Consider the following 22,592-nt stretch of genomic DNA (forward strand, 5'->3'; position numbering starts at 1 on the left):
TCTCACTCGGTGCGTCGATCTCGCGCAACCCACCGGTCGCCGAAAATCTGTCCAGGCTCTGGCCATGATCCAGGCCCAGCCGCAGTAGATCCGTGCGAGTGAGAGAAGGATTCCATGGCGTCATTTCGTGTCAGAGATTTCCACCCTGAAGACGTGGAAGGCATCCTGCATCTCTGGGAAGAGATGCGCGATTCCCCCGCGGAGCCTGTCTACGGGCTTTCGGAGGTGCTTGCGTCGTGCCAGGAAGATCATGCCGTGGTTGCCATCCACGATGACAAACTGATCGGTGCTGCCGTCGGTCGCGCCGCCCACGCGCAGGGGTGGATCGTCTTCCTGTCGACCACCCTGGCGTGGCAGGAGAAGGGCGTGGGCAGGGCGATGCTGGGTGCTCTGGAGCGCAGGATGGCCCCCCACGGGCTCTCGAAACTCTCGGCCCTGCTTCCCGACACGGCCATGCGCGTCGATGCGTTCATCGACCAGGGCTTCGAGGTCAAGAAGAACCTGCGGTACTTCGAGCGCGAGATCCCCGTGCAGCGCAAAGAACTCAGCGTGCTGTCTGAGGTCGGCGGGCGATTGATGGCCCGCGGCCTGTGGGACGAGATCGGCGGCATGGCGGCGGAGAAGGAGCTGCTCGAGCGGAGACTCGTGATGCCACTCTCCAAGCCGGATCTCGCGGAGAGCTACGGGGTCGTGCCGCCCCGCGCGGTCATGCTCTTCGGCCCCCCGGGAACCGGCAAGACGACATTCGCGAGGGCGATCGCCTCCCGGCTCGAGTGGTCGTTCATCGAGGTCTTCCCGTCGCGACTGGCTGTCGATCCCAAGGGCCTGGCGGGTGCGTTGAGGGAGACCTTCCTCAAGATCGCCGACCTGGAGCACGCCGTCGTGTTCATCGACGAGGTGGAGGAGATTGCAGCGCAGCGCAGCGGCGAGCCGCCGTCGCCATTGCAGGGCGTCACGAACGAGCTGCTCAAGATCATCCCGGCGTTCCGGGAACAGCCGGACCGCCTGCTCGTGTGCGCCACCAACTTCATCAGGGCCCTCGATTCTGCGTTCCTCCGTCACGGGAGATTCGACTACGTGATCCCGATCGGGTTGCCGGATGAGGATGCCCGCCGATCGATCTGGGAGCGGTACATCCCCGCCTCGGCCGCCGCAGGCATCGACCTCGGCGAACTCGTCTCGCGCACTGACGGCTTCTCGCCCGCCGACATCGAATTCGCGGCGCGGAAAGCGTCGCAGAGCGCGCTCGAGAAGACGTTCTATCCGGATGACGCGGGCACGGCGGCCACGGGACCGGTCACTCTCGACTATCTCGAGGCGATCGCGGCGACGCGCGCTACAGTCTCGCGCGAAGTGGCTGCCGAGTTCCTGCAGGACATCGAGTCGCTGGCCAGGCTCTGACGGTCCGCGTCCACCACCAAACCGGTCATCCACCACAAAACCGGTCATCCACCAGAGGGCGGATGACCGGTTTCGGTGTGGTCAGGCTCTACTGGACGTCGTCGTCGACCCAGTCGAAGGTCTTGGTCACGGCCTTCTTCCAGTTGCGCAGCAGGCGCTCGCTCTCCTCGGAGTCCATGCTCGGCGTCCAGCGGCTGTCTTCCTGCCAGTTCTTGCGCAGGTCGTCGAGGTCGCTCCAGAATCCCGTGGCGAGCCCAGCGGCGTAGGCCGCGCCGAGCGCGGTGGTCTCCGCAACGACGGGCCGCACAACGGGCACACCGAGGATGTCGGCCTGGAACTGCATGAGCAGGTTGTTGGCGATCATGCCGCCGTCGACCTTGAGCTCGGTGAGCGGCACACCGGAGTCGGCGTTGACCGCATCCAGCACCTCGCGTGTCTGGTAGGCGGTCGCTTCGAGCACAGCGCGCGCGATGTGGCCCTTGTTGACGTACCGCGTGAGGCCGACGAGCGCGCCACGGGCATCTGCGCGCCAGTACGGTGCGAACAGTCCCGAGAACGCCGGCACGAAGTAGGCGCCTCCGTTGTCGTCGACGGATGCCGCAAGCGTCTCGATTTCGTCGGCCGACTTGATCAGGCCCAGGTTGTCGCGCATCCACTGGACGAGCGATCCGGTCACGGCGATCGAACCCTCGAGTGCATAGTGCGGTTTCTCGTTGCCGATCTTGTACCCGAGAGTGGTGAGCAGGCCGTTTTTCGAATGGATGATCTCCTCACCCGTGTTGAAGATCAGGAAGTTACCCGTGCCGTAGGTGTTCTTCGCCTCGCCGGTGTCGAACGCGGCCTGGCCGAAGGTGGCCGCCTGCTGGTCTCCCAGGATTCCGGCGACGGGCACCTCGCGCAGGAGGCTGTTGGATTCGGCGACTCCGTAGACCTCGGACGAGCTGCGGATCTCCGGCATCATCGAGAGGGGGACGCCGAAGACGTCGAGGATGTCTTGGCGCCATGAGAGGGTCTCGAGATCCATGAACAGCGTGCGGCTGGCGTTCGTGACGTCGGTCGCGTGGACGCCACCGTCGACACCACCCGTGAGGTTCCACAGCACCCAGCTGTCCGTCGTTCCGAACAGGAGGTCTCCGGCGTCGGCCTTCTCGCGTGCACCCTCGACGTTCTCGAGGATCCATACGATCTTCGTGCCGGAGAAGTACGTGGCCAGCGGAAGCCCGACGATGGGCTTGAAGCGCTCAACGCCACCATCGGCAGCGAACCGGTCGACGATCGACTGCGTGCGCGTGTCCTGCCACACGATGGCGTTGTAGACCGGCTCTCCGGTGTTCTTGTCCCAGACGACGGCGGTCTCGCGCTGGTTGGTGATGCCGATGGCCTTGATGTTGTGGCGGGTGAGGTTGGCGTTGGAGAGTGCCTTGCCGATCACCTCGCGGGTGTTGTTCCAGATCTCTTTCGGGTCGTGCTCGACCCAGCCCGCCTTCGGGAAGATCTGCTCGTGTTCGAGCTGGCCCGACGAGACGATGGATCCCGAATTGTCGAAGATGATGGCCCTGGTGGATGTGGTGCCCTGGTCGATAGCGATGACGTAATCAGTCATGAGAGTGAACTCCGTTGTCTTTCTGCGTTGGGGTTGATGGTCGCTGCTGAGGGGGTGATCAGGCGCCGGCTGTGGCTGTCAGCACGGGCAGGAGTACGAGAGCTGCCCAGCCTGCCAGGAGGCCTCCGACGATCGGGCCGAAGACGGGGACCCAGGAGTAGCTCCAGTCGCTTCCGCCCTTGCCCTTGATGGGGAGCAGCGCGTGCGCGATGCGCGGGCCGAGGTCACGCGCAGGGTTGATGGCGTAGCCGGTGGGACCACCGAGGGAGGCACCGATCACGATCACCAGCAGTGCGACGGGGAGTGCGCCGAGGGCTGCGAGGCCGCCGTCGCCCTGGCGTCCGCCTCCGAACGCGATGACCACGAACACGAGGACGAAGGTGCCGATGACCTCGGTGACGAAGTTCCAGCCGTAGCTGCGGATGGCGGGACCGGTGGCGAAGACGCCCAGTTTGTTGGCCGGGTCGGGCTCGTCGTCGAAGTGCTGCTTGTATGCGAGCCAGCAGAAGACCGCTCCGAGGATCGCGCCGATCAGCTGCGCGCCGATGTAGGCCACGACCGAGAGGAGGTTGACGGGAACACCCGATCCGAATTCGGTCGCACCGTTGGCGACCAGTCCGAGCGTCACGGCCGGGTTGAGGTGAGCTCCGGAGTTGTAGGAGACGATCACACCGGCGAAGACGGCGAGTCCCCATCCGATGGTGACCATCAGGAATCCGCCGTTGAAGCCCTTGTTTTTCGCGAGGGCGACGTTAGCCACCACTCCGGTTCCCAGGAGGACAAGCAACGCTGTCCCCACTACCTCTGAGAGAAATACCACGCCGAGATTGTCCACGTTGACCGTCCTGTTCTGCGCCGGTTCGGGCCAGAATGGAGGCCACCCGACGCTGGGGATTGGATGCTGCACCTCGACGCTATCCGCGGCGGTGAGACTTCAACAAGGGAACCGTCGTGCACATTCGTGCATCGTTGACGGCGCAAGCGTGTCTACTCCCGGTCAGGCTGGGTAGATTTGTCTCGGGCGAAGCGGTCGGCTATCGCGCACATACGTGCAAGGGAGAAGAATGCCGAACGACATCGATGGCGAGAGGTCCGACAAGACCCGTGAAGCACTGCGGGCCGCCCATCTCTATTATCTGCAGGATCTGACGATGGACGCCATTGCTCAGGAGATGCACACCTCACGGTCATCCATCTCACGACTTCTCGGGTTCGCCCGCTCGACCGGTCTCGTCGACATTCAGATCAGAGCGCCCCATCATGGGTCGTCAAGCCTCGAAGATGCCATCCAAAAACGCTTCCAGATTGCTGTCCACATCGTTCCCGTGCCCGATCACGCGAGCAACGTCGATCGACTCGAGAGGGTATGCATGTCGGCCGCGAGGATGCTCGACCGCTACTTCGATTCCAACATGGTGATCGGCCTCGCCTGGGGTTCGACCCTCACCTCGATCAGCCGCCATCTCGTGCCGAAGGAACTCCACAACGTCCAGTTCGTGCAGCTCAACGGGGCCGGCAACAACCAGACCACCGGCATCGTCTACGCGAGCGAGATGCTGCGTCGCTTCGGCGACGCATACTCGGGAACCAGCCAGCAGTTCCCGGTGCCGGCGTTCTTCGACGATCCCCGCACCAAGGAGGCACTGTGGCGCGAGCGCAGCACCCGTCGGGTGCTGGACATGCAGGCGCGGATGGATGTGGCGCTGTTCGGGCTCGGGTCCCCGTTTGCCGACGTGCCCAGCCACGTCTACATCGGCGGGTACCTCGAGCCGGAGGATTTCAGGATGCTCGACGAGGCAAAAGTCGTGGGCGATTGTGCGACGGTCTTCTATCGCGCGGACGGCAGCTATCGCGACATCCATCTCAATGATCGGGCCAGCGGACCGGATCTCGACCAGTTGCGTCGCACGCCACGTCGCATCTGTGTGGTCTCAGGAGTCTCGAAGGTCGCGAGCCTGCGTGGTGCGCTCGCCGCGGGGCTTGTGACAGATCTGGTCATCGACGAGGGCTCGGCGAGAGCATTGCTCGACAGCGTGACGCTCGACAGTGTGACGGGCGACATGGTGACCGAACCTGCACAGATGGTCAAGCCGTAGCGCTTGTGGCATGGCCCGGGTTAGCGTCGATGAAGGCGCGGTCGCCGAGATGGCGCACGATCACCGAGCGAAGGAGCTCCTCATGACCGAATCGCACGACAAGCACGAGAAGACTGAGAAGACCGAGTCGACCGAAGCAGAGGGTCGCTACACCGAGGTGGATGGGAAGGCTCCCGAAGTCGTCGAGGTGCACGGGGACTACACGGCAGAAGATGGTCATCCCGCTTCCGACTCCGCCATCGAAGGGGAGTACACGGATGTGAACACAGATCCTCGCGCGCACGACCGGGACGGCGTCGAGGGGCAATACACCGACGCCGACAAAACCGACGGGAAATAGCCTCTGCACATTCGTGCAAGTTGGTTGGCATTTCGCTCACCACCCCGTAACCCCGTAATACGCTGATAATGGCGCCGAATTCGGCGCATAGCGAATCGACGTGCAGGACTGATCCCATGACTGATAGCCGCCTTACCGCCCACACCCGCGACAGCGCTTTGGCCAGACTGGCCAACAGCACGAAGCCCGGCGAAGAACTCGACATCCTCGTTATCGGCGGAGGCGTCACAGGCGCCGGCATCGCTCTCGACGCCGTGAGCCGCGGCCTCTCTGCCGCCGTCGTCGAAGCCCAGGACTGGGCATCAGGCACATCCAGCCGCTCGAGCAAGCTCATGCACGGTGGCCTGCGATACCTGCAAATGCTGGACTTCAAGCTCGTGCTCGAAGCCCTCAAGGAGCGAGACCTGCTGCTGACAGAGATCGCGCCGCACCTGGTGCGCCCGATCCCGTTCCTGTACCCGCTGCAACACCGGGTCTTCGAGCGACTGTTTGTCGGCGCGGGCATCATGCTCTACGACCTGCTCGCGAGCGCCAGGCCGGGAAAGAGGGCATTGCCCTTCCACCGCCACCTCTCCCGCAAGGCTCTCGACACGACCTTCCCCGATTTCGCCAAGGACGCGGCGGTGGGAGCCATCGAGTACTGGGATGCGAACGTCGATGACGCGCGCTTCGTGCTCACGGTGATGCGAACCGCCGTCGAGCGCGGTGCTCACGCCGCGGCGCGCACCCAGGTCGTCGAGCTCACCAAGAATGCGGCAGGAGCCGTCGATGGTGCCGTTCTGATGGACCTCGAAACCGGTGCGATGTTCCCCGTCAAGGCGAAATCAGTCATCAGTTCGACCGGGGTCTGGACCGAGGAGTCGCAGTCGCTGGCCGGCAACGACGGCGGTTTGCGCGTGCTCGCGTCGAAGGGCATCCACATCGTTGTGCCCCGTGACCGTATCGACGGAGAAGCCGGGCTCATCCTGCAGACCTCCAAAAGCGTGCTGTTCGTCATTCCGTGGTCGCGCTACTGGGTGATCGGCACGACCGATACTCCGTGGAACGAAGACCTGATGAACCCGGTCGCCACGGCGACCGACATCGACTACGTGATCGCCGAAGCGAACAAGGTCCTGGCGAAGCCGATCAGTCACGCCGACGTCGTCGGAACATGGGCGGGACTCCGCCCACTGCTGCAGCCGGGCACGAAGACCGGGACGCAGTCTGCCAAGGTGTCGCGCGAGCACACCGTCGCATCCTCTGTGCCCGGCCTGATCTCGATCGCGGGCGGAAAGTTCACCACCTACCGGGTCATGGCGAAGGATGCTGTCGACTTCTCCCTGGGTGCGGCCGCGAAGGGTCGGCCTTCGGTCACGCAGCACATTCCGCTGATCGGTGCAGACGGCTTCAAGGCCACCGAGCGCGAACTGCGGTCGACCATGGCTGGGCTGGGCTGGTCGACGAGCATGACCGACCACCTCTTCCACCGCTACGGCGCCAACGTCAGGGACATCGTAGAGATCGCCCAAAACGACAGCAGTCTCGCGGCTCCCCTGGAGCATGCATCCGCCTACCTCCGTGCCGAAATCGTGTACGCGATGACCCACGAGGGAGCCCTGCACCTCGATGACCTCATGATGCGTCGCACGCGCATGGTCTACGAGTACCTCAATGAGGCGATGGATGCCGTGCCCGAGGTCGTCGAACTGGCCAGGGTCACCCTCGGCTGGAGTGACGAGCAGGCCGCGCGTGAAACCGAGCTGTACCGCAAGCGGGCAGCCGCCGACGAGGACGCAGCCGACCAGCCCGACGATGCGAGCGCCGCTCGTGCCAGGGCTGCCGCTGCGGAAATCGTGCCGATGATCGACCTGGGGTCGCGTCCGCGACCCTAGTTCCGACCGAACCGGTGAGTCGCCGGGACGACAGCATCGAGTGTTTGGTGCCGTCTTCCTGGTGCCGAGCCATGCGCGCCCCCCCGGGCGTGTGCTTGCTGGACCCATACACAAAGGAGTGGAATGAAACGCGCATTGTTTACGAGGAACAGGTTCTGGCTGGCGTTATCGCTGGTGCTGGTGATGCTGTCGGCGATCGGGGCATCCCTCATCCAGACATCGGCCTACACGGTCACGGTGAAGGACATGAACTGGGAGACCTCATCGGGCCAGTCGCTGAGCGCGCTTCTCTACAAGCCGAACGGTGTCTCGGCAGACAACCCCGCGCCCGCGATCGTTGTGGCGCACGGGTGGTGGAATAACAAGGAAATGCAGGACGCCAACTACGTCGAGCTCGCGCGCCGCGGTTATGTGGTCGTTTCGATCGACATGTATGGCCACGGCAACTCCGACTACCTGCCGAACGCCGATCTGGCGATCGGCGGCACGGGGATGTACGACGCAGTGAAGCTCGTTGCAGACCTGCCATACGTGCAACAGGACAAGATCGGCGTCTCGGGCCACTCCAACGGTGCACGAGCGGCGAATTTTTCGATCGGGCTGGACAACGAAGCCGACACTCCGCTGATCGCCTCGGTGCTGCTCGTCGACAACGACGGTGTCTACACGGATGCCGACGGTGCCTTCACGAACATCTACGGAGCTCGCGACGCGGGAATCGTGGCCGACCAGTATGACGAGTTCTTCTTCCGCAGCTACAGCGCTGAGGGAGCAGCGCTCACCCCGCCCCGCGAATACATCGGTACCGCCAACGCCCAGTCGTTCCTGAACTTCGGCGGAGAAGGCACGGAATCACGCGAGGCCGGCCAGTTCTACGATGGCAAGGTCGACGGTGACGATGCATTCCGTGTCATCTACACGCCCGCAGAAACCCACCCGTGGGGAACCATCTCCAAGACGACCGTTGCAAGCCAGATCGGTTTCTGGGAAGAGTCGTTCGGCGCTCCCAACCCCATCGCCGAGGGCAGCCAGGTCTGGCAGGTGAAGGAAGCCTTCACGACGGTCGGCCTGATCGGCTTCGGCATCTTCCTGCTGGCATTCGCCAGGGCGCTGCTGACGACCCGCGCGTTCGCGGGCCTTCGGTTCGAGGGTGGGGACGCGCTCGTCGCCCGGGACCGCAAGGGTCACACCTGGTTCTGGGGTGGGCTCGTGGTGTCTGCGTTCGCATCGGCCATCACCTACGTGCTGCTCAGCCAGAGCCCGCTGATGGCGGGAATCGCCTTCAACGTCGTTCCGACGATCTTCACCCAGGGCGCAGTGTTCTTCATCGCCACCTGGGCCGCCCTCAACGGTCTCATCGGCCTGGTCATCATGACGGTCTCGTACCATCTGTTCGGCAAGAAGAACGGCACAGACCTGCGCGCGATCGGTGTGCTGCCCGGCTGGCGGAAGTTCTTCCACGGCATCGGCCTCGGTGCTGTGGTCGTGGCCGCCGCATTCGGGCTCGTCTTCGTCGTCGACTACTTCTTCCAGACCGACTTCCGGCTCTGGGTGGTAGCCATCAAGGCCTTCGGCCCTGACAAGCTCTGGATCGGGTTGCTCTATCTGCCCTTCTTCCTGATCTACTTCCTGCTGAATTCGGTGGCCATCAACAGCTTCAACAGGTTCACCATCCGCGGCAAGGAATGGGGCAACACGGCCGTGCTCGCGCTGTTCAACTCGCTCGCGCCGATCATCCTCGTCGCGGCGCAGTACACGACCTTCGCGATCACCGGAGAACTCATCCTCGGCTTCGGCGGCATCTTCAGCATCTGGCTGTTCCCCGTGATCGTCATCCTGGCCGTGGCGGCGGTGATCTCGCGCAAGCTCTACCGCGCAACGAACAACCCATACATCGGGGGATTCATCATGGCCGCCGTGGTCACGCTGATGTCGGTCAGCAACACCCTGACGGTCACGTACTGATCCAGCGTCGGCCGGCGGGCAGCCGGTCCGGCGCCTGAATTCTCGACCGGTTGTGGTGGTCGGTCGTCGACGGTAGGCCCCGATCCGCTCGTGCGGGTCGGGGCTTTTCCGAGCCGGCGAGAATATTCAGAACCGTGGAATAGAGATGATCCGGCAATGGTTGTCAGAACTATACGTTTGCATTGATATGGTGCAGGGATACTGAAGGAGTGGCCATGGCGCAGCATGTTGAATTCGGACTCGACACATTCGGAGACGTCACCGTCGGCGTCGACGGATCGGCGATCAGCCAGGCCCAGGTGATCCGCAACCTGGTTGCAGAGGGAGTGCTGGCCGACGAGCTCGGTATCGATTTCATCGGTGTCGGTGAGCACCACCGCGAGGATTTCGCGGTGTCAGCTCCCGAGGTCGTCCTGGCCGGCATCGCGTCGGTGACGAAGAACATCCGTCTCGGCTCGGCCGTGACGGTCTTGAGCTCGGACGACCCGATCCGGGTGTTCCAGCGCTTCGCGACAGTCGACGCTCTCTCGAACGGCCGGGCCGAGGTCATCCTCGGGCGTGGGTCATTCACCGAATCGTTCCCACTCTTCGGATTCGACCTCGGCCGGTACGAGCAGCTCTTCGAGGAGAAGCTCGACCTCTTCTCCGAGCTGCTGAAAGAGCAGCCCGTCACGTGGAGCGGCGACCTTCGGCCACCCCTGACCGAGCAGAGCGTCTATCCGCACACCGAGGCCGGCCACATCCGCACCTGGATCGGTGTGGGGGGAAGCCCCGAATCCGTAGTGAGGGCCGCGCGCTACGGCATGCCCCTCGTGCTGGCGATCATCGGCGGCGACCCCGCCCGGTTTGCACCATACGTCGATCTCTTCCACCGCGCGCTCGCCCAGCTCGAGAAGCCCGATCTGCCGATCGCCGTGCATTCACCAGGATTCATCGCAGATACCGACGACGAGGCGGCAGAGCAATACTGGCTGCACCACAAGGCGATGCGCGACCGCATCGGTGCCGAGCGGGGCTGGCCCGAGACGAACGAGGGCGAGTACTCGAACGAGATCAACCACGGATCCCTCTACCTCGGCTCACCCGAGACCGTGGCCCGCAAACTCGCGGCCACGATCTCGACCCTCGGCATCCAGCGATTCGACCTGAAGTACAGCGCGGGAACCCTGCCGCACGAGCTCATGATGCACTCGATCGAGCTCTACGGATCGAAGGTCATCCCCATGGTGAAAGACATGCTCTCCTAGTCGACTGCGGTCGTCTCGGTCGTTGGTTCGGTCGCACGAGCTACCGCTGACGTGGCTGCCGACGTCGAGCGACGCCTCAGGATGACGATGACGACCAGCGCGATGAGGCCGAGAAACACGATCCAGGGAAGCAGCACGCCGAACACCACGAGCAGTCCAGCGAAGAACCCGACGAAGGCCGCCCATCCGGCCGAGATACCGTCGAAGAAGTTGTCGGGCTCAGGTGTCGGAGCGGTGAAATCGGAGACGAGGTTCAGGGTGATCGTCGAGAGGCTGACCTGGTCGGCGAGGTAGCGCCGCTGGCTCTGCATGCTCTCGAGTTGCGCCTGGCGATCCGAGATGGCCGTCTCCAGGGTGATGAGGTTCTCGGTATCGGTAGCTGTGGCGAGCAGACCGAGCAACCGGTCGACGGAGGCCGACATCGCCGTGATCCTCGCGTCCAGATCCTGGGTCTCCATCGTCACGTCCGCCGAGTTCAGCGACACCTCCTGCACGGCCCCGAGTTCCCTGAGTTTGTCCAGGGTGGCGGTGAGAGTGTCCGACGGGACGCGCAGGGTGAGGGTCGCGCTGCCGTCACTGCCGTTGACGGGAGCGATCTCGGAGCGGCCGTCAACCCTGCCCCCGGACTGTTCGACAATGCGGACGGCGTCGGATGCGGCATCCACCGGCTTCTCGACGGTGATGGTGACGAAGCCGGTGACGATGACCTGGCGGCCGGAATCTACTGTCGATTCGGTCACGATCGAGTCACCACCCCCTGCCGCGTCGCTGCCCGAGGACTCACCGCCGTCGCGAGAGACCTGGGGAGCCTGCTCGTTTACGACGCCCGGACTGTCGCTGCTCGTTCCTGAGCCTGCCGTGCAGCCGGCCATGGCCATGGTCAGCAGTACTGCTGCTGTCGGAATGATCAGTATTCGCCTCATGGCGTAACGGTATCCCTCGCGTCCAGAAGGCGATACCCAACGTTTTTGCGGGCACGGGCGTCACCTGTCAAGCCCTCGCCACCCGTCCCGCGTCCGACCTAATCTGGTTGAGCCGGGAACAACCCGCGACACCACCGACACCATTCGAGGAGATAGACATGGGATTCATGGATGACGCCAAAGATGCAGCCCAGGCCGCTGGCAAGAAGATCGGCGAGGTAGCGGACGACACCAAGGAGCGCGTGAGCGACAGGGTCGACGAGGGCAAGGCAGACGGCGAAGTCAGGCGCGCCGAGGCCGACGTCAAGCGCGCCGAGGCCGAGCGGGACACCACGAAGGCCAAGAACGAGTTCAAGGAAGACCTGCGCGACTAGCGCCGTTCGACGCAGCGGGGGCGACCCATGGTCGTCCCCGCTCCGACGTTAAGCTGGCCCCATGGGTTGGTGGAGCACGGTCGTCGAGAAAGTCCGGCCGGTAACCACACCCCTGCTCAACATCGCTGGTGATGCAGGAGAGGGCCCCGTCATCATCCTGATCCATGGGATCGCGTCGTCGGCTGCGACGTTCAAGCGGCTCGTGCCGTTGCTCTCCGACCGGTACCGGTGCATTTCGATCGAGCTCCTGGGCTTCGGGGAATCCCCGGCGCCCGCCCGTTCCACGTACACGATCGAAGAGCACGTGGCAGCCATCCACCACACGATCCGCTCACTCCGCCTCTCGGCACCATTCGTGCTGGTCGGTCACTCGCTCGGCAGCCTGCTGTCTGCGCGCTATGCGGCCGTGCATCCTGCACACGTGTCCCGACTCGTGCTGGTGAGCCCTCCCGTCTACCTCTCGCCCACCGAAATGGGAGATCCGCGCGCACGACGACGGCTCGGTGCGTACATGCGCGCCTACGAATTCATGCGGGAGAACAAGGAATTCACGATCGGAAATGTCGACAGGATCGCGAGCCTGTTCCAGTTGAAGGACGTGCTCGAGGTCTCGGAGCGCAACTGGACCCCGTTCATCCTGAGCCTGCAGAATTGCATCGAATCCCAGACCACCGTGAGCGACATCGCGTCCATCAGGGTGCCGATCGACGTGATCTACGGCACTCTCGACCAATTCCTCACGCCGGGCACCATGACCATCATCGAGCAGATGCGGCACGTCACCACCCACAGGGTCGAACTCAGCGATCACCTCATTCGCAAGCGCCTGGCGAAGGCCGTGGCCGAGGTCATCAACTAGCTCGAGGATGCCCGTTCCGGCAGAGGAAGTCGTGGCCGGCGCAGCGCCGCGTTCAGGATGCCGCAACCGCCGACGAGCGCAGCCGAGGCGCCGCACACCAGCAGCCCTGCCCACGCGCCGCCACGGTTGATCGCCTCACCGCCCACGGTCGCCCCGATGGTGACACCGAGCGACAGCGCGACGCTCGGCCAGGCCATGGCGGTAGTGATTTCTGAGCGATCGACGATGATCTCGATGAGGGACGAGCCAGAGATGAGCACAGGCGTCGTTACCAGGCCCGCCGTGAAGCTGACGATGGCAAGGGAGGGGATGTCCCGCACCAGGAGCAGCAAGGGGACCACCGCGGCGAACGCCACAGACGCGAACAGCACGCGCCTGATAGCTGACCAGCCTCCGCTGAGTGCTCCGAAGACCAGTCCGGAGACGACACTGCCGATCGCGAACACCGCGAGGAGCACTCCCGCGAGAACCTGGCTGCCCGCCTCTCGAGCCACGCCCACCGCCGTGAGGTCGATCGAACCGAACATCAGGCCGACCCCGACATAGCCAGGCAACAGCCCGATGATTCCCGCCGGAAGCAGTCGACGCCGCTCGTGCTGCGAGTGCACCGGCACGGGCGCGGTCGATCGTTGAGCGAGTAGCACTGCAAGCCCCGCCACGGAGATCGCGACGCCGGTCGCCAGGCCGAACGCGGGTGACACCAGTCCGGCGAGCAGGGTGACCACGGGTGGGCCGATCACGAACGTGAACTCGTCGCCTACCGACTCGAGAGCGAGCGCGGTGTGCTTATCGTGCGGGGAGCGCAGGAGGTGCACCCACCTGGCTCTCGCCAGAGTCCCCGCATCGATAGAACTCGCGCCGACGAGGAATGCCGCGACGAACCATGACCAGACCGGTGCGCCCAGGTGCACCACGGCGATCAGCGCGGTCGCGGAGAGCAACGCCGTGGCGATCGCGAGGGGGAGTACGGCCCCCTGCCCTCGCGAATCCGCCGCCCGCGACCAGATCGGGCTGAGCACGGCGGCCCCCAGCACGACACAACCCGATACCGCGCCCGCCAGCGCATAGTTCGAACTGCGGTCGGCGATCAGGAGGATGGCGCCGATTCCCGCCGTGGAGCGCATGATCCGCCCGAACCACGCGGCCAGCGAGAAGCGCCAGGCGCGGGGTTGGGCGAGGATCTCGACGTACGGTCGTACCAGGGGGAGGGCCACGGGCTCGAATCCATTCCTGGCCAGACGAAGACGGGGATGCCCGCCGGCTGCTCGCCCGACCCCACGATTCTACAAGCGGACACGGGCCGCATATGGTGGAGGAATGCGCACAACACCCCTCACCAGGCTCGGCCGTCCAGTCTCAGCGATCGGACTGGGAACCTGGCAGCTCGGCGCGGACTGGGGTGACGTCAGTGAGTCGGATGCCACGGCCATCCTCGAGGCGTCAGTCGAGTCCGGCGTGACGATCTTCGACACCGCGGATGTCTACGGTGACGGCCGAAGCGAGCAGATCATCGGTCGCTTCGCACAATCGCACCCCGAAATCTTCATCGCCACCAAGATGGGTCGGCGTCTCGAACAGGTGCCAGAGAACTACTCGATGGAGAATTTCCGGGCCTGGATCGACCGGTCTCGCGCCAACCTCGGCATGGACACCCTCGACCTGGTGCAGTTGCACTGCCCGCCGAGTGCCGTGATCGAGAGCGACGCCGTTTTCGACAACCTCGACACGCTCGTCACTGAGGGGGCGATCGCCCGCTACGGCGTGAGCGTCGAGACAGCGGCGCAGGCCCTCACCGCGATCGCGCGTCCCGGCGTGGCCAGCGTGCAGATCATCCTGAACGCCTTCAGGCTCAAGCCTCTGGATGCTGTGCTTCCGGCCGCGAGCGATGCCGGTGTCGCGATCATTGCGCGGGTGCCCCTCGCTTCCGGACTGCTGAGCGGCAAGTACACGAAAGACACGATCTTCGCCGCCGACGACCACCGCAATTACAACCGCCACGGCGAAGCGTTCGACGTGGGGGAGACGTTCTCCGGAGTGGACTTCGACGAGGGAGTCGCCGCAGCCCAGGAGTTCTCGGCGCTCGCGGAAGGTGTGGGGCTCACCGCACCCGTTGCAGCCCTCGCCTGGCTGTCGCAGCTCCCCGGGGTCACGACCGTCATTCCCGGCGCCCGTAATGTCAGGCAGGCGACGTCCAACGCCTCGGCAGGAAGCGTCGATCAGCTCGCTCTCACCCCGCAGATCACCGAGCTGTACGACCGACGGTTCCGGGCCGAGATCCACGACCGCTGGTAGTTCTTCGGTCAGCGACGTCATCGTGCAGGACACTGCTGTCGACTGTCCGGCGAACACCAGGTAGCCGCAACCGGTCCACAACCTGAACACAATGTCGACGAAACCGGCGTGTCGGCTTGCTTTTGCTCATCATCAGCAAAATGTTCTTGACGGCGTGAGGACGCAGCACTAACCTGACAACACTTCGGAATCCCGACCGAAGCGTCAGCGGTTACCCGAATAATCCGCTGACTCGCGCACCACCTGTCCCCAGCAGGCACAACCCATGAATGCTCCTCCCGAGGTGCTTTTCGCGCGCCCGATCCAACCCGAAAAGCCCAGCAATTCAGCAACCCCCCGATGGTCACCCGACCGCGCCTCCATGATGGTGGTGTCGTGATGAGTGGCACGATCGGCACGGGTCTACCGTCAGCGAACGCTCGCACCGTCGACCTCCAAGCCACCGCCGCCCAGCCGCGCGCGCGCACACACGCGGCAGCTTCCCCATCCGGCTCCGCGGCCTGGGCACACCGCCATCTGCACGCGTATCGGTTGACCGACCTCGCGATCGTCATCACCGCGGTGGCATCATCAGTTGCTGTCGGCAGCTGGACGGGGCTCGCTCCCTGGGCGCCGGAAGAAAGCCAGGCTGGAATCGCCGCGGCGTTCGTCCTCCTCTGGTTCGGGGCGCTCCGTCTGCGGCGCACCTCCGAGCTCCGGATCGTGGGCCGCAGCCGCGAGCTCGGGCGGGTCGTCGGTGCGTCGCTCGCCGCGTTCGGCATCCTGGCCATGGTCAGCGAGTTCATGGACGTGGACGGGCTGAGAGCGTACCTTCTCGTCGGTCTTCCCCTGGGAGCTGTGCTTCTTGTCGGGGGCCGCACATTCTGGCAGCGCCGGCTCGACACCGAGCGCGCGAGAGGACTGAGCCTGCCCAGGGCCGTCGTCGTGGGTGCCGGGCCCGATATCAACTTCGTTGCAGAGCAACTCGGTCGTTCCTCTGCCCCGAGGTACGTGGTCGCCGCCGCGGTGCTGTCTGACGGGCGCCCCGGCGACAGTGCTGACACCGCACCGTCGACGATCGACACGATCACCGCCATCACCGACGCTGTCGCCATGGCGAACGCGGACGTCGTGATCCTCGCGAGCCATCCGGGTGACGGGGGTGAATTCGTGCGCGGACTCTCGTGGAGGCTGGAGAGCAGTTCAGCTGAGCTGGTTCTCGCGTGGTGCCTCGATTCCGTCGACCGTTCGCGTGTGCGCTTCGATACCGTCGACGGTCTGCCCCTCATGCACGTTGCTACACCGACGTTCTCGGGAGCCAAGCACCGGGCTAAGCGGGCACTGGATATCGTGCTCTCCGGTCTCGCCCTGATCTTCCTGGCACCGTTCTTCGCCGTGATCGCGGTGCTGATCCGTCGTGACAGTGAGGGCCCCGTGTTCTTCCGCCAGGAGCGCGTGGGTGTCGATGGCACGAGATTCTCCATGGTCAAATTCCGCTCGATGGCCACCACCGCCGAGGCGGATCTCGCTGGGCTTCTCGAGCAGAACGAGGGCAATGGGCTGCTCTTCAAGCTCCGGTCGGACCCTCGCGTCACCCGGGTAGGTGCCGTGCTCCGTCGCTATTCCCTGGACGAGCTTCCCCAATTGTGGAACATCTTCGTGGGCCACATGAGCATCGTCGGTCCGCGCCCCCCGCTTGTGCGCGAAGCGGAGCAGTACGACGACAGACTCCAGCGTCGCCTGTACATCAAGCCGGGGCTCACGGGGGCCTGGCAGGTGGGCGGACGGTCGGACCTGAGCTGGGAAGAGAGCATCCGTCTCGACCTGAATTACGTCGAGAACTGGTCGCTCCTGGGCGACCTGCTCATCATGTGGCGCACTATCGGTGTCGTCATCGGACCGGTAGGAGCGTATTGACCATGCTTGATCGCCCGACCGCACTGTCCCGGATACACCACCGTCTGACCGGCACCGGTCCGTCCCTGCGCCGCGAGCACCCGCGCAGTCGCTTCGCGGTCGCGACTGCGGCGATTCTCGCGCTCGTGGCGAGCATGATGGTCGCCACAACGGCCGCGCCCGCCGATGCGGCAACGGATCCCTGTGGTCCCAGCTCGAACAAGATCGTGTGCGAGAACAGCAAAGCGGGAACCGATCCAGCTCTCTGGGATATCGACGGTGCGGGGGATCCGACGATCCAGGGCTTCGGAACAGACATCAGCGTCAACGTCGGTTCGACGATCGGATTCAAGGTCTCCACGCCGGCGTCGAGCTACCGTCTCGACATCTACCGGACGGGCTACTACCAGGGGCTCGGGGCGCGATTCATCACGACCGTTACGCCTTCCGCGTCTCTCCCACAGATCCAGCCTCCCTGCGCGTCGGATGGCGCGACCGGCCTGGTCGACTGCGGGAACTGGGGACTTTCGGCCTCGTGGGCTGTCCCCGCGACGGCGGTGTCCGGCGTGTACATCGCTGTCCTCGAACGCGCAGACACCGGTGGGACGAGTCACATCATCTTCGTCGTGCGCGATGACTCCAGCCGTTCTGATGTGCTCTTCCAGACATCGGATACGACGTGGCAGGCGTACAACACCTACGGGGGATCGAGTTTCTACCAGGGCGGGAGTGCTGGCAGAGCATTCAAACTCAGCTATAACCGCCCGTTCGCGACCCGGGAAGGAATCACGGCGCGCGACTTCTACTTCAGTTCGGAATTCGCGCAGGTGCAGTTCCTCGAGCAGAACGGCTACGACCTGACGTACGCGTCCGGTGTCGATACCGATCGCTTCGGACCCCTGTTGCTCAACCACAAGGTCTTCCTCTCCGTGGGCCACGACGAATACTGGTCGACAGGGCAGCGAGCCAATGTCGAGGCGGCTCGCGACGCCGGGGTCAATCTCCAGTTCCTGTCGGGCAACGAGGTCTATTGGCACACGCGGTACGAGCCGTCCACGGTCCAGCCCGGATCCAATGCATACCGGACCCTCGTCTCGTACAAGGAGACATGGTCCAATGCCAAAATCGACCCCAGCGCGACCTGGACCGGCACCTGGCGTGACCCGCGGTTCGCGGCGCCGAGCGCAGGAGCCGGGAGGCCTGAAAACTCCCTGACCGGCTCGATGTACATGTCGAACGATGACGATCTCCCCGTCACGGTGACGGCCGACCAGGGGAAGACGCGGCTGTGGCGTGGCACCTCGCTGACGACGCTCGCGGCAGGAACCAGCCAGGCGCTTGCCCCGCACACGGTGGGCTATGAATCGAACGAGGTCGTCGACAACGGATTCAGCCCGGCCGGACTCATCAGGCTGTCCACGACCGTAGGTCCGACTCCACAATTGCTGCAGGATTTCGGCAATACCGTGGCGCCAGGAACCACCACGCACAACCTGACCCTCTACCGTGCTCCCAGCGGGGCGCTGGTCTTCGGCGCCGGGACGATCCAATGGGCGTGGGGGCTCTCACAGAATCACGACGGCAACGGTGCCCCGGCCGATCCCCGGATGCAGCAGGCCCAGGTGAACATCCTGGCCGACATGTCCGCTCAACCGTTGACGCTCATGCCCGGGTTGACCGCCGCTTCCAGGAGCACCGATACGACAGCGCCGGTCGTCACGTTCACGGCTCCTGCGGCGAACTCGACCAGGAGCAGCGGCGCCCTCGTCACAGTGTCCGGCACGGCCCAGGATATCGGAGGCGTAGTTGCCGGTGTCGAGGTCTCGACGGACGGCGGGACCGAGTGGTATGCCGCCACCGGTACAGCATCGTGGAGCTACACGTACAGCCAGAGCGGCATCGGATCTCAGGCCGTGCGAGTGCGAGCCACTGACGACAGCGCGAATACCTCGGCCCCGAGCATCCTGCCGCTGACCGTCACGGGGCAGGCGAGTGTCTTCGGTTCTGAGACTCCCCTCGACGTCGATTCCGGCGACCCGAGCGCAACAGAACTCGGCCTCAACTTCGTTCCCCAGGTCGACGGTTTCGTCACAGGCGTGCGCTTTTACAAGAGCGCAGCCAACGTCGGCACCCACAGGGGGTCGCTCTGGAGCTCCGCCGGGGCTTTGCTCGCGGAGGTGAACTTCACGAACGAGACGGCGACCGGATGGCAGACAGCCCAGTTCTCGAGTGCCGTCGGTGTAACGGCTGGCCAGAAGTACACGGTGTCGTACACGGCGCCGTCCGGACATTACTCCTCCGGCTACTACTACTGGACTTATTGGTCGAGCCTGTCGTCGCCCCTGTCTGTTCCTTACGCGTACGGAACGCCGTCGCCCGGCGTCTTCGGAAACCCCGGCACCTTCCCGACATCGAGCTACCAGGGTACGAACTACTACGTCGACGTGCTGTTCTCGACGCAGAACGTGACCCCGCCGTCGGTGATCTCCCGCTACCCGGTTGCAGGCTCGACCTGCGTGGGAACCTCGAGCGCGGTGACGGCCTGGCTGGCGGGCACGGTCACGGCATCCACTGTCGGCATGACTCTCGCTACGACGGCAGGAGCCGCCATCAGTGGGACGACTGCGTACGACGCAGCCACGATGCGGGTCTCCTTCATACCGACCGTGGCGCTCGCCGCGAACACGTCCTATACGGCAACGATCGTGGCGTCCGGTGCTGGTGGCGCGCTCTCGACCGGCCAGACCTGGAGCTTCACGACAGCAGCGACAGGTAGCTCAGCATCCTGCCCTGTATCGATCTTCCCCACGTCGACGGTGCCGGTGGTGCCGCAGGTCCCCGACAGCCCTGTGACCCTCGGGGTGACCTTCAGTTCGAGCTCCAACGGTTCGATCGTCGGTATGAGGTTCTATAAGGGCGCCGCGAACACGGGGACACATACGGGAACCCTCTGGTCGTCGACAGGGACGGCGTTAGCGACGGCTACTTTCGTGAGCGAGACGGCCACCGGGTGGCAGAACGTCTCCTTCAGCCAGCCCGTGGCGATCACGGCCGGCACGCAATACGTGGCGTCGTACCGATCCACGACCGGCAACTACTCAACGACCTCGGGAGTCTTCGGCGCGGCGTTCAGGAGCGGATTCCTCACCGTTCCTGCCGGTGGCGCTGTCTACAGTTACGCTGACGGCTTCCCATCGTCGTCATCGACGACCAACTATTTCGTGGATGTGCTGTTCGCGCCTCCGGGTGGAAGCGGAGCACCGCTGCCGACCGTCACCTCGACGACCCCGGCAGCCGGTGCGACAGCCGTCGCGACCTCTACGGTGATCAGGGCTGTGTTGTCTGCCGATCCAGGCGCGACGATTCCCAGTCTCTCCGTCACGGCCGGCACCACACCCGTCGCCGGCACGACAGCCTGGGCCTCGGGCACCAGGACGCTGACGTTCACGCCGACCTCGGCGTTGGTCGCAGGCACCGCGCATTCCGTCGTCGTCGCCTCCGGCGCGACACCGCTGTCTGGCGGTTCCTGGTCGTTCACGACAGCCGGTTCACCGCCCACCGGCACCTCGTTCTCCCTGATCTCCGGCACCCCGGTGACGGCATCGACGGCAGACGCGAGTGCCATCGAGCTCGGTATGGCGTTCACTCCGTCACAGCCAGGCTCCGTGACCCAGATACGTTTCTTCAAGGGTGCAGGCAACACCGGCACGCACAGGGGATCGATCTGGTCATCGACCGGGACTCGGCTCGCCACCGTCACGTTCACCGGTGAAACAGCCAGTGGATGGCAGACCGCGACGCTCGCAAGCCCCCTTGCGCTGACGCCGGGATCCACGTACATCGTGTCCTACTTTGCTCCGGTGGGTCGCTACTCCTCCACCCCGAACTATTTCTCCTTCCCGAGGACGAGCGGGCCCCTCGCCGCGGACGTCGCAACCAACGGCAGATACCTGTACGGCGCGTCTGGCGGATTCCCCACGTCGAGCTATCAGGCGACCAACTATTTCGTGGATGTCACGTTCGTGACCTCGGCGCCCGTCCCCGTGAGCGTCGCTTCGCGAACCCCGGCATCGGCGGCAGTCGGAGTGCCGACCACGACCTCGGTCTCCGCCGTACTGTCGGGAGACATCGTCACTGGCACGCCCTCGCTCGCCGTCACCGGTCCGGCAGGAGCCGTCGCCGGCACCTCCACCTATTCGACCGCGACGAAGACCGTCACCTTCGCACCGTCCGCCCTCGCGTCATCCACGACGTACACCGCAACAGTCTCCGTGGGTGGAACCGTCGTGAGCGGTGGTACCTGGTCCTTCACCACCGGCACCACCTCCCCGCCAGCATCCGTGTTCTCACTGATCTCGGGCACGCCAGCCACCGAGGCTAACAACGACGCGAGCGCCGTCGAGCTCGGCATGGCATTCAGAACGTCGCAGGCCGGTTCGGTCACGGCTATCCGGTTCTACAAGGGTGCTGGCAACACCGGAACACACACCGGATCGGTCTGGTCGACCTCCGGCACCCGGCTGGCCACCGTGACCTTCAGCGGCGAGACGGCAACCGGATGGCAAACCGCGACTCTCGCGACGCCGCTCGCGCTGACGCCGGGGACCACCTATATCGTCTCGTACTTCGCTCCGAACGGTCGGTACTCCAGCACGTCCTCGTACTTCACGACCGCAAGGACGAGTGGTCCACTCACCGCGGACGCCAGCAACGGGCGCTACGTCTACGGTGCGGGAGGCGGCATGCCGGCATCCGTCTGGAATTCGACGAACTATTTCGTGGACGTCGTCTTCGCGCCCACAACGCCGACCCCGACCCCGACACCCACGCCTACGCCAACGCCGACCCCGACCCCCACGCCGACCCCGACCCCCACGCCCACTCCGACCCCGACCCCGACTCCGACTCCGACTCCGACTCCGACCCCGACCCCCACGCCGACCCCCACGCCGACCCCCACGGCTCCCGCTGTCACCGTCGGAGTAGTGGCGCCTGCTGCTGGCGCGACCGACGTCGCACCGACGGTGTCCATCACGGCGGCCGTCAGTGGGGCGGATGCCGCGACGGCAACGATCACCGTGACTTCCTCCGCCGGCCCGGTCGCAGGTACGAGCACCTATTCCACCGGGACCGTCACGTTCACACCCACAGTTCCCCTGGACTGGTCGACGATCTATACGGCCGCGGTGAGCTCAGGGTCGACGCAGATCGGATCGTCGTGGTCGTTCACGACGACCTCGGCGCCGGTCATCGTGACCGCCCAATCGATCTTCGCCGCTGATGCTGTGCCCGCCAACGTCAACTGGAACGACCCCACGGCCGTGCAGGTGGGCACCCGATTCCTGGCCTCTGTCGCCGGAACCGTGACGAAGATCCGCTTCTATAAAGGGCCGGCGAATACGGGTACCCACACCGGTTACCTGTGGTCGGCGACAGGCACGTTGCTCGCAACAGTCTCCTTCTCGGGCGAAACGGCGAGCGGTTGGCAGCAGGCCACCCTGAGCACGCCGGTGACGCTCGAGCCGGGGCTCGAGTATCGGGTGGGGCTGCTCAGCACGACGGGCATGTACGCCGTCGACCTGAACGGACTGGCCACAGCGTCCACGAGCGGTTCGTTGAGCACGCCAGCCAACGCAGGCGCTTACGTCTACGGAAGCGAATTCCTGAGCAATACCTCGCCACACAACTACTGGGTCGACCTGGTTTTCGCTCCGACATCGTGACCATGAATCGCGGGTCGCTG

The 22,592-nt window shown here is 64.8% G+C and carries 16 protein-coding genes; 11 read left to right on the forward strand and 5 right to left on the reverse strand.

What is annotated here, in order from left to right; all coding sequences use genetic code 11:
• Positions 1-120: 120 nt before the first annotated feature.
• Positions 121-270, reverse strand: coding sequence for a hypothetical protein (locus IWX81_RS15010; RefSeq protein ID WP_334594118.1), 150 nt, complete (start codon positions 268-270; stop codon positions 121-123).
• Here IWX81_RS15010 and IWX81_RS12510 point away from each other — a divergent pair.
• Positions 256-1,401, forward strand: coding sequence for an ATP-binding protein (locus IWX81_RS12510; RefSeq protein WP_334594120.1), 1,146 nt, complete (start codon positions 256-258; stop codon positions 1,399-1,401). The two genes, IWX81_RS15010 and IWX81_RS12510, sit on opposite strands and share 15 nt — an antisense overlap.
• Before the next feature lie 88 nt (positions 1,402-1,489).
• Here the strand turns inward: IWX81_RS12510 and glpK are convergent, their stop codons facing one another.
• Together glpK and IWX81_RS12520 are read right to left on the reverse strand one after the other, a co-directional pair.
• Positions 1,490-3,004: a glycerol kinase GlpK gene (gene glpK, locus IWX81_RS12515; RefSeq protein ID WP_199281666.1), complete on the reverse strand. Its 1,515-nt coding sequence runs from the start codon at positions 3,002-3,004 to the stop codon at positions 1,490-1,492.
• Between the two features lie 58 nt (positions 3,005-3,062).
• Positions 3,063-3,824, reverse strand: a complete 762-nt coding sequence (locus tag IWX81_RS12520) for an MIP/aquaporin family protein (protein ID WP_334594122.1) — start codon at positions 3,822-3,824, stop codon at positions 3,063-3,065.
• 244 nt (positions 3,825-4,068) lie between these two features.
• Between IWX81_RS12520 and IWX81_RS12525 the strand changes: the two genes are divergently transcribed.
• From IWX81_RS12525 to IWX81_RS12545, 5 genes are all read left to right on the forward strand, one after another.
• Positions 4,069-5,100, forward strand: a complete 1,032-nt coding sequence (locus IWX81_RS12525) for a sugar-binding transcriptional regulator (RefSeq protein ID WP_199281668.1) — start codon at positions 4,069-4,071, stop codon at positions 5,098-5,100.
• Between the two features lie 82 nt (positions 5,101-5,182).
• On the forward strand, positions 5,183-5,440 hold the full coding sequence (locus IWX81_RS12530) for a hypothetical protein (RefSeq protein ID WP_199281669.1): 258 nt from the start codon (positions 5,183-5,185) through the stop codon (positions 5,438-5,440).
• A 116-nt stretch (positions 5,441-5,556) separates the two neighbouring features.
• Positions 5,557-7,314 carry a glycerol-3-phosphate dehydrogenase/oxidase gene (locus IWX81_RS12535; protein WP_199281670.1) on the forward strand — a complete coding sequence of 586 codons (1,758 nt, stop codon included), beginning with the start codon at positions 5,557-5,559 and terminating at the stop codon, positions 7,312-7,314.
• A gap of 123 nt (positions 7,315-7,437) precedes the next feature.
• The gene (locus IWX81_RS12540; RefSeq protein ID WP_334594124.1) at positions 7,438-9,279 is read left to right on the forward strand and encodes an alpha/beta hydrolase family protein; all 1,842 of its coding nucleotides are present in this window, start codon (positions 7,438-7,440) and stop codon (positions 9,277-9,279) included.
• 215 nt (positions 9,280-9,494) lie between these two features.
• Positions 9,495-10,526, forward strand: a complete 1,032-nt coding sequence (locus IWX81_RS12545; RefSeq protein WP_199281671.1) for an LLM class flavin-dependent oxidoreductase — start codon at positions 9,495-9,497, stop codon at positions 10,524-10,526.
• On the opposite strand, the gene IWX81_RS12550 is transcribed toward IWX81_RS12545, so the two are convergent.
• Entirely contained in the window at positions 10,523-11,449 is a 927-nt protein-coding gene (locus IWX81_RS12550) for a DUF4349 domain-containing protein (protein ID WP_199281672.1), read from the reverse strand. The genes IWX81_RS12545 and IWX81_RS12550 overlap by 4 nt on opposite strands.
• Before the next feature lie 167 nt (positions 11,450-11,616).
• Here IWX81_RS12550 and IWX81_RS12555 point away from each other — a divergent pair, with 167 nt between their 5' ends.
• Together IWX81_RS12555 and IWX81_RS12560 are read left to right on the forward strand one after the other, a co-directional pair.
• Positions 11,617-11,823 carry a hypothetical protein gene (locus IWX81_RS12555; protein ID WP_334594125.1) on the forward strand — a complete coding sequence of 69 codons (207 nt, stop codon included), beginning with the start codon at positions 11,617-11,619 and terminating at the stop codon, positions 11,821-11,823.
• Positions 11,824-11,884: 61 nt separating this feature from the next.
• Positions 11,885-12,682 (forward strand): alpha/beta fold hydrolase, encoded by a 798-nt coding sequence (locus IWX81_RS12560; protein WP_199281674.1) that lies wholly within the window; start codon positions 11,885-11,887, stop codon positions 12,680-12,682.
• On the opposite strand, the gene IWX81_RS12565 is transcribed toward IWX81_RS12560, so the two are convergent.
• Positions 12,679-13,896, reverse strand: coding sequence for an MFS transporter (locus IWX81_RS12565; protein ID WP_199281675.1), 1,218 nt, complete (start codon positions 13,894-13,896; stop codon positions 12,679-12,681). The genes IWX81_RS12560 and IWX81_RS12565 overlap by 4 nt on opposite strands.
• A 103-nt stretch (positions 13,897-13,999) precedes the next feature.
• Between IWX81_RS12565 and IWX81_RS12570 the strand changes: the two genes are divergently transcribed.
• The 3 genes from IWX81_RS12570 to IWX81_RS12580 all read left to right on the forward strand — a co-directional run bounded on the left by IWX81_RS12570 (position 14,000) and on the right by IWX81_RS12580 (position 22,572).
• The gene (locus IWX81_RS12570; protein ID WP_199281676.1) at positions 14,000-14,974 is read left to right on the forward strand and encodes an aldo/keto reductase; all 975 of its coding nucleotides are present in this window, start codon (positions 14,000-14,002) and stop codon (positions 14,972-14,974) included.
• Positions 14,975-15,352: 378 nt separating this feature from the next.
• On the forward strand, positions 15,353-16,870 hold the full coding sequence (locus IWX81_RS12575; RefSeq protein ID WP_199281677.1) for a sugar transferase: 1,518 nt from the start codon (positions 15,353-15,355) through the stop codon (positions 16,868-16,870).
• Between the two features lie 2 nt (positions 16,871-16,872).
• The gene (locus IWX81_RS12580) at positions 16,873-22,572 is read left to right on the forward strand and encodes a DUF4082 domain-containing protein (RefSeq protein WP_199281678.1); all 5,700 of its coding nucleotides are present in this window, start codon (positions 16,873-16,875) and stop codon (positions 22,570-22,572) included.
• Positions 22,573-22,592: the final 20 nt, after the last annotated feature.

Origin of the sequence: Salinibacterium sp. CAN_S4, from assembly GCF_015752305.1 — a bacterium.
Classification (GTDB): domain Bacteria; phylum Actinomycetota; class Actinomycetes; order Actinomycetales; family Microbacteriaceae; genus Rhodoglobus.

Bases quoted from the DNA above. Each gene is read 5' to 3' on its own strand.
- IWX81_RS12530 (WP_199281669.1), top strand. From the start codon at position 5,183: ATGACCGAATCGCACGACAAGCACGAGAAGACTGAGAAGACCGAGTCG.
- IWX81_RS12570 (WP_199281676.1), top strand. From the start codon at position 14,000: ATGCGCACAACACCCCTCACCAGGCTCGGCCGTCCAGTCTCAGCGATC.
- glpK (WP_199281666.1), bottom strand. From the start codon at position 3,004: ATGACTGATTACGTCATCGCTATCGACCAGGGCACCACATCCACCAGG.
- IWX81_RS12535 (WP_199281670.1), top strand. From the start codon at position 5,557: ATGACTGATAGCCGCCTTACCGCCCACACCCGCGACAGCGCTTTGGCC.
- IWX81_RS12545 (WP_199281671.1), top strand. From the start codon at position 9,495: ATGGCGCAGCATGTTGAATTCGGACTCGACACATTCGGAGACGTCACC.
- IWX81_RS12580 (WP_199281678.1), top strand. From the start codon at position 16,873: ATGCTTGATCGCCCGACCGCACTGTCCCGGATACACCACCGTCTGACC.
- IWX81_RS12550 (WP_199281672.1), bottom strand. From the start codon at position 11,449: ATGAGGCGAATACTGATCATTCCGACAGCAGCAGTACTGCTGACCATG.
- IWX81_RS12575 (WP_199281677.1), top strand. From the start codon at position 15,353: ATGAGTGGCACGATCGGCACGGGTCTACCGTCAGCGAACGCTCGCACC.
- IWX81_RS12555 (WP_334594125.1), top strand. From the start codon at position 11,617: ATGGATGACGCCAAAGATGCAGCCCAGGCCGCTGGCAAGAAGATCGGC.
- IWX81_RS12525 (WP_199281668.1), top strand. From the start codon at position 4,069: ATGCCGAACGACATCGATGGCGAGAGGTCCGACAAGACCCGTGAAGCA.
- IWX81_RS12560 (WP_199281674.1), top strand. From the start codon at position 11,885: ATGGGTTGGTGGAGCACGGTCGTCGAGAAAGTCCGGCCGGTAACCACA.
- IWX81_RS12540 (WP_334594124.1), top strand. From the start codon at position 7,438: ATGAAACGCGCATTGTTTACGAGGAACAGGTTCTGGCTGGCGTTATCG.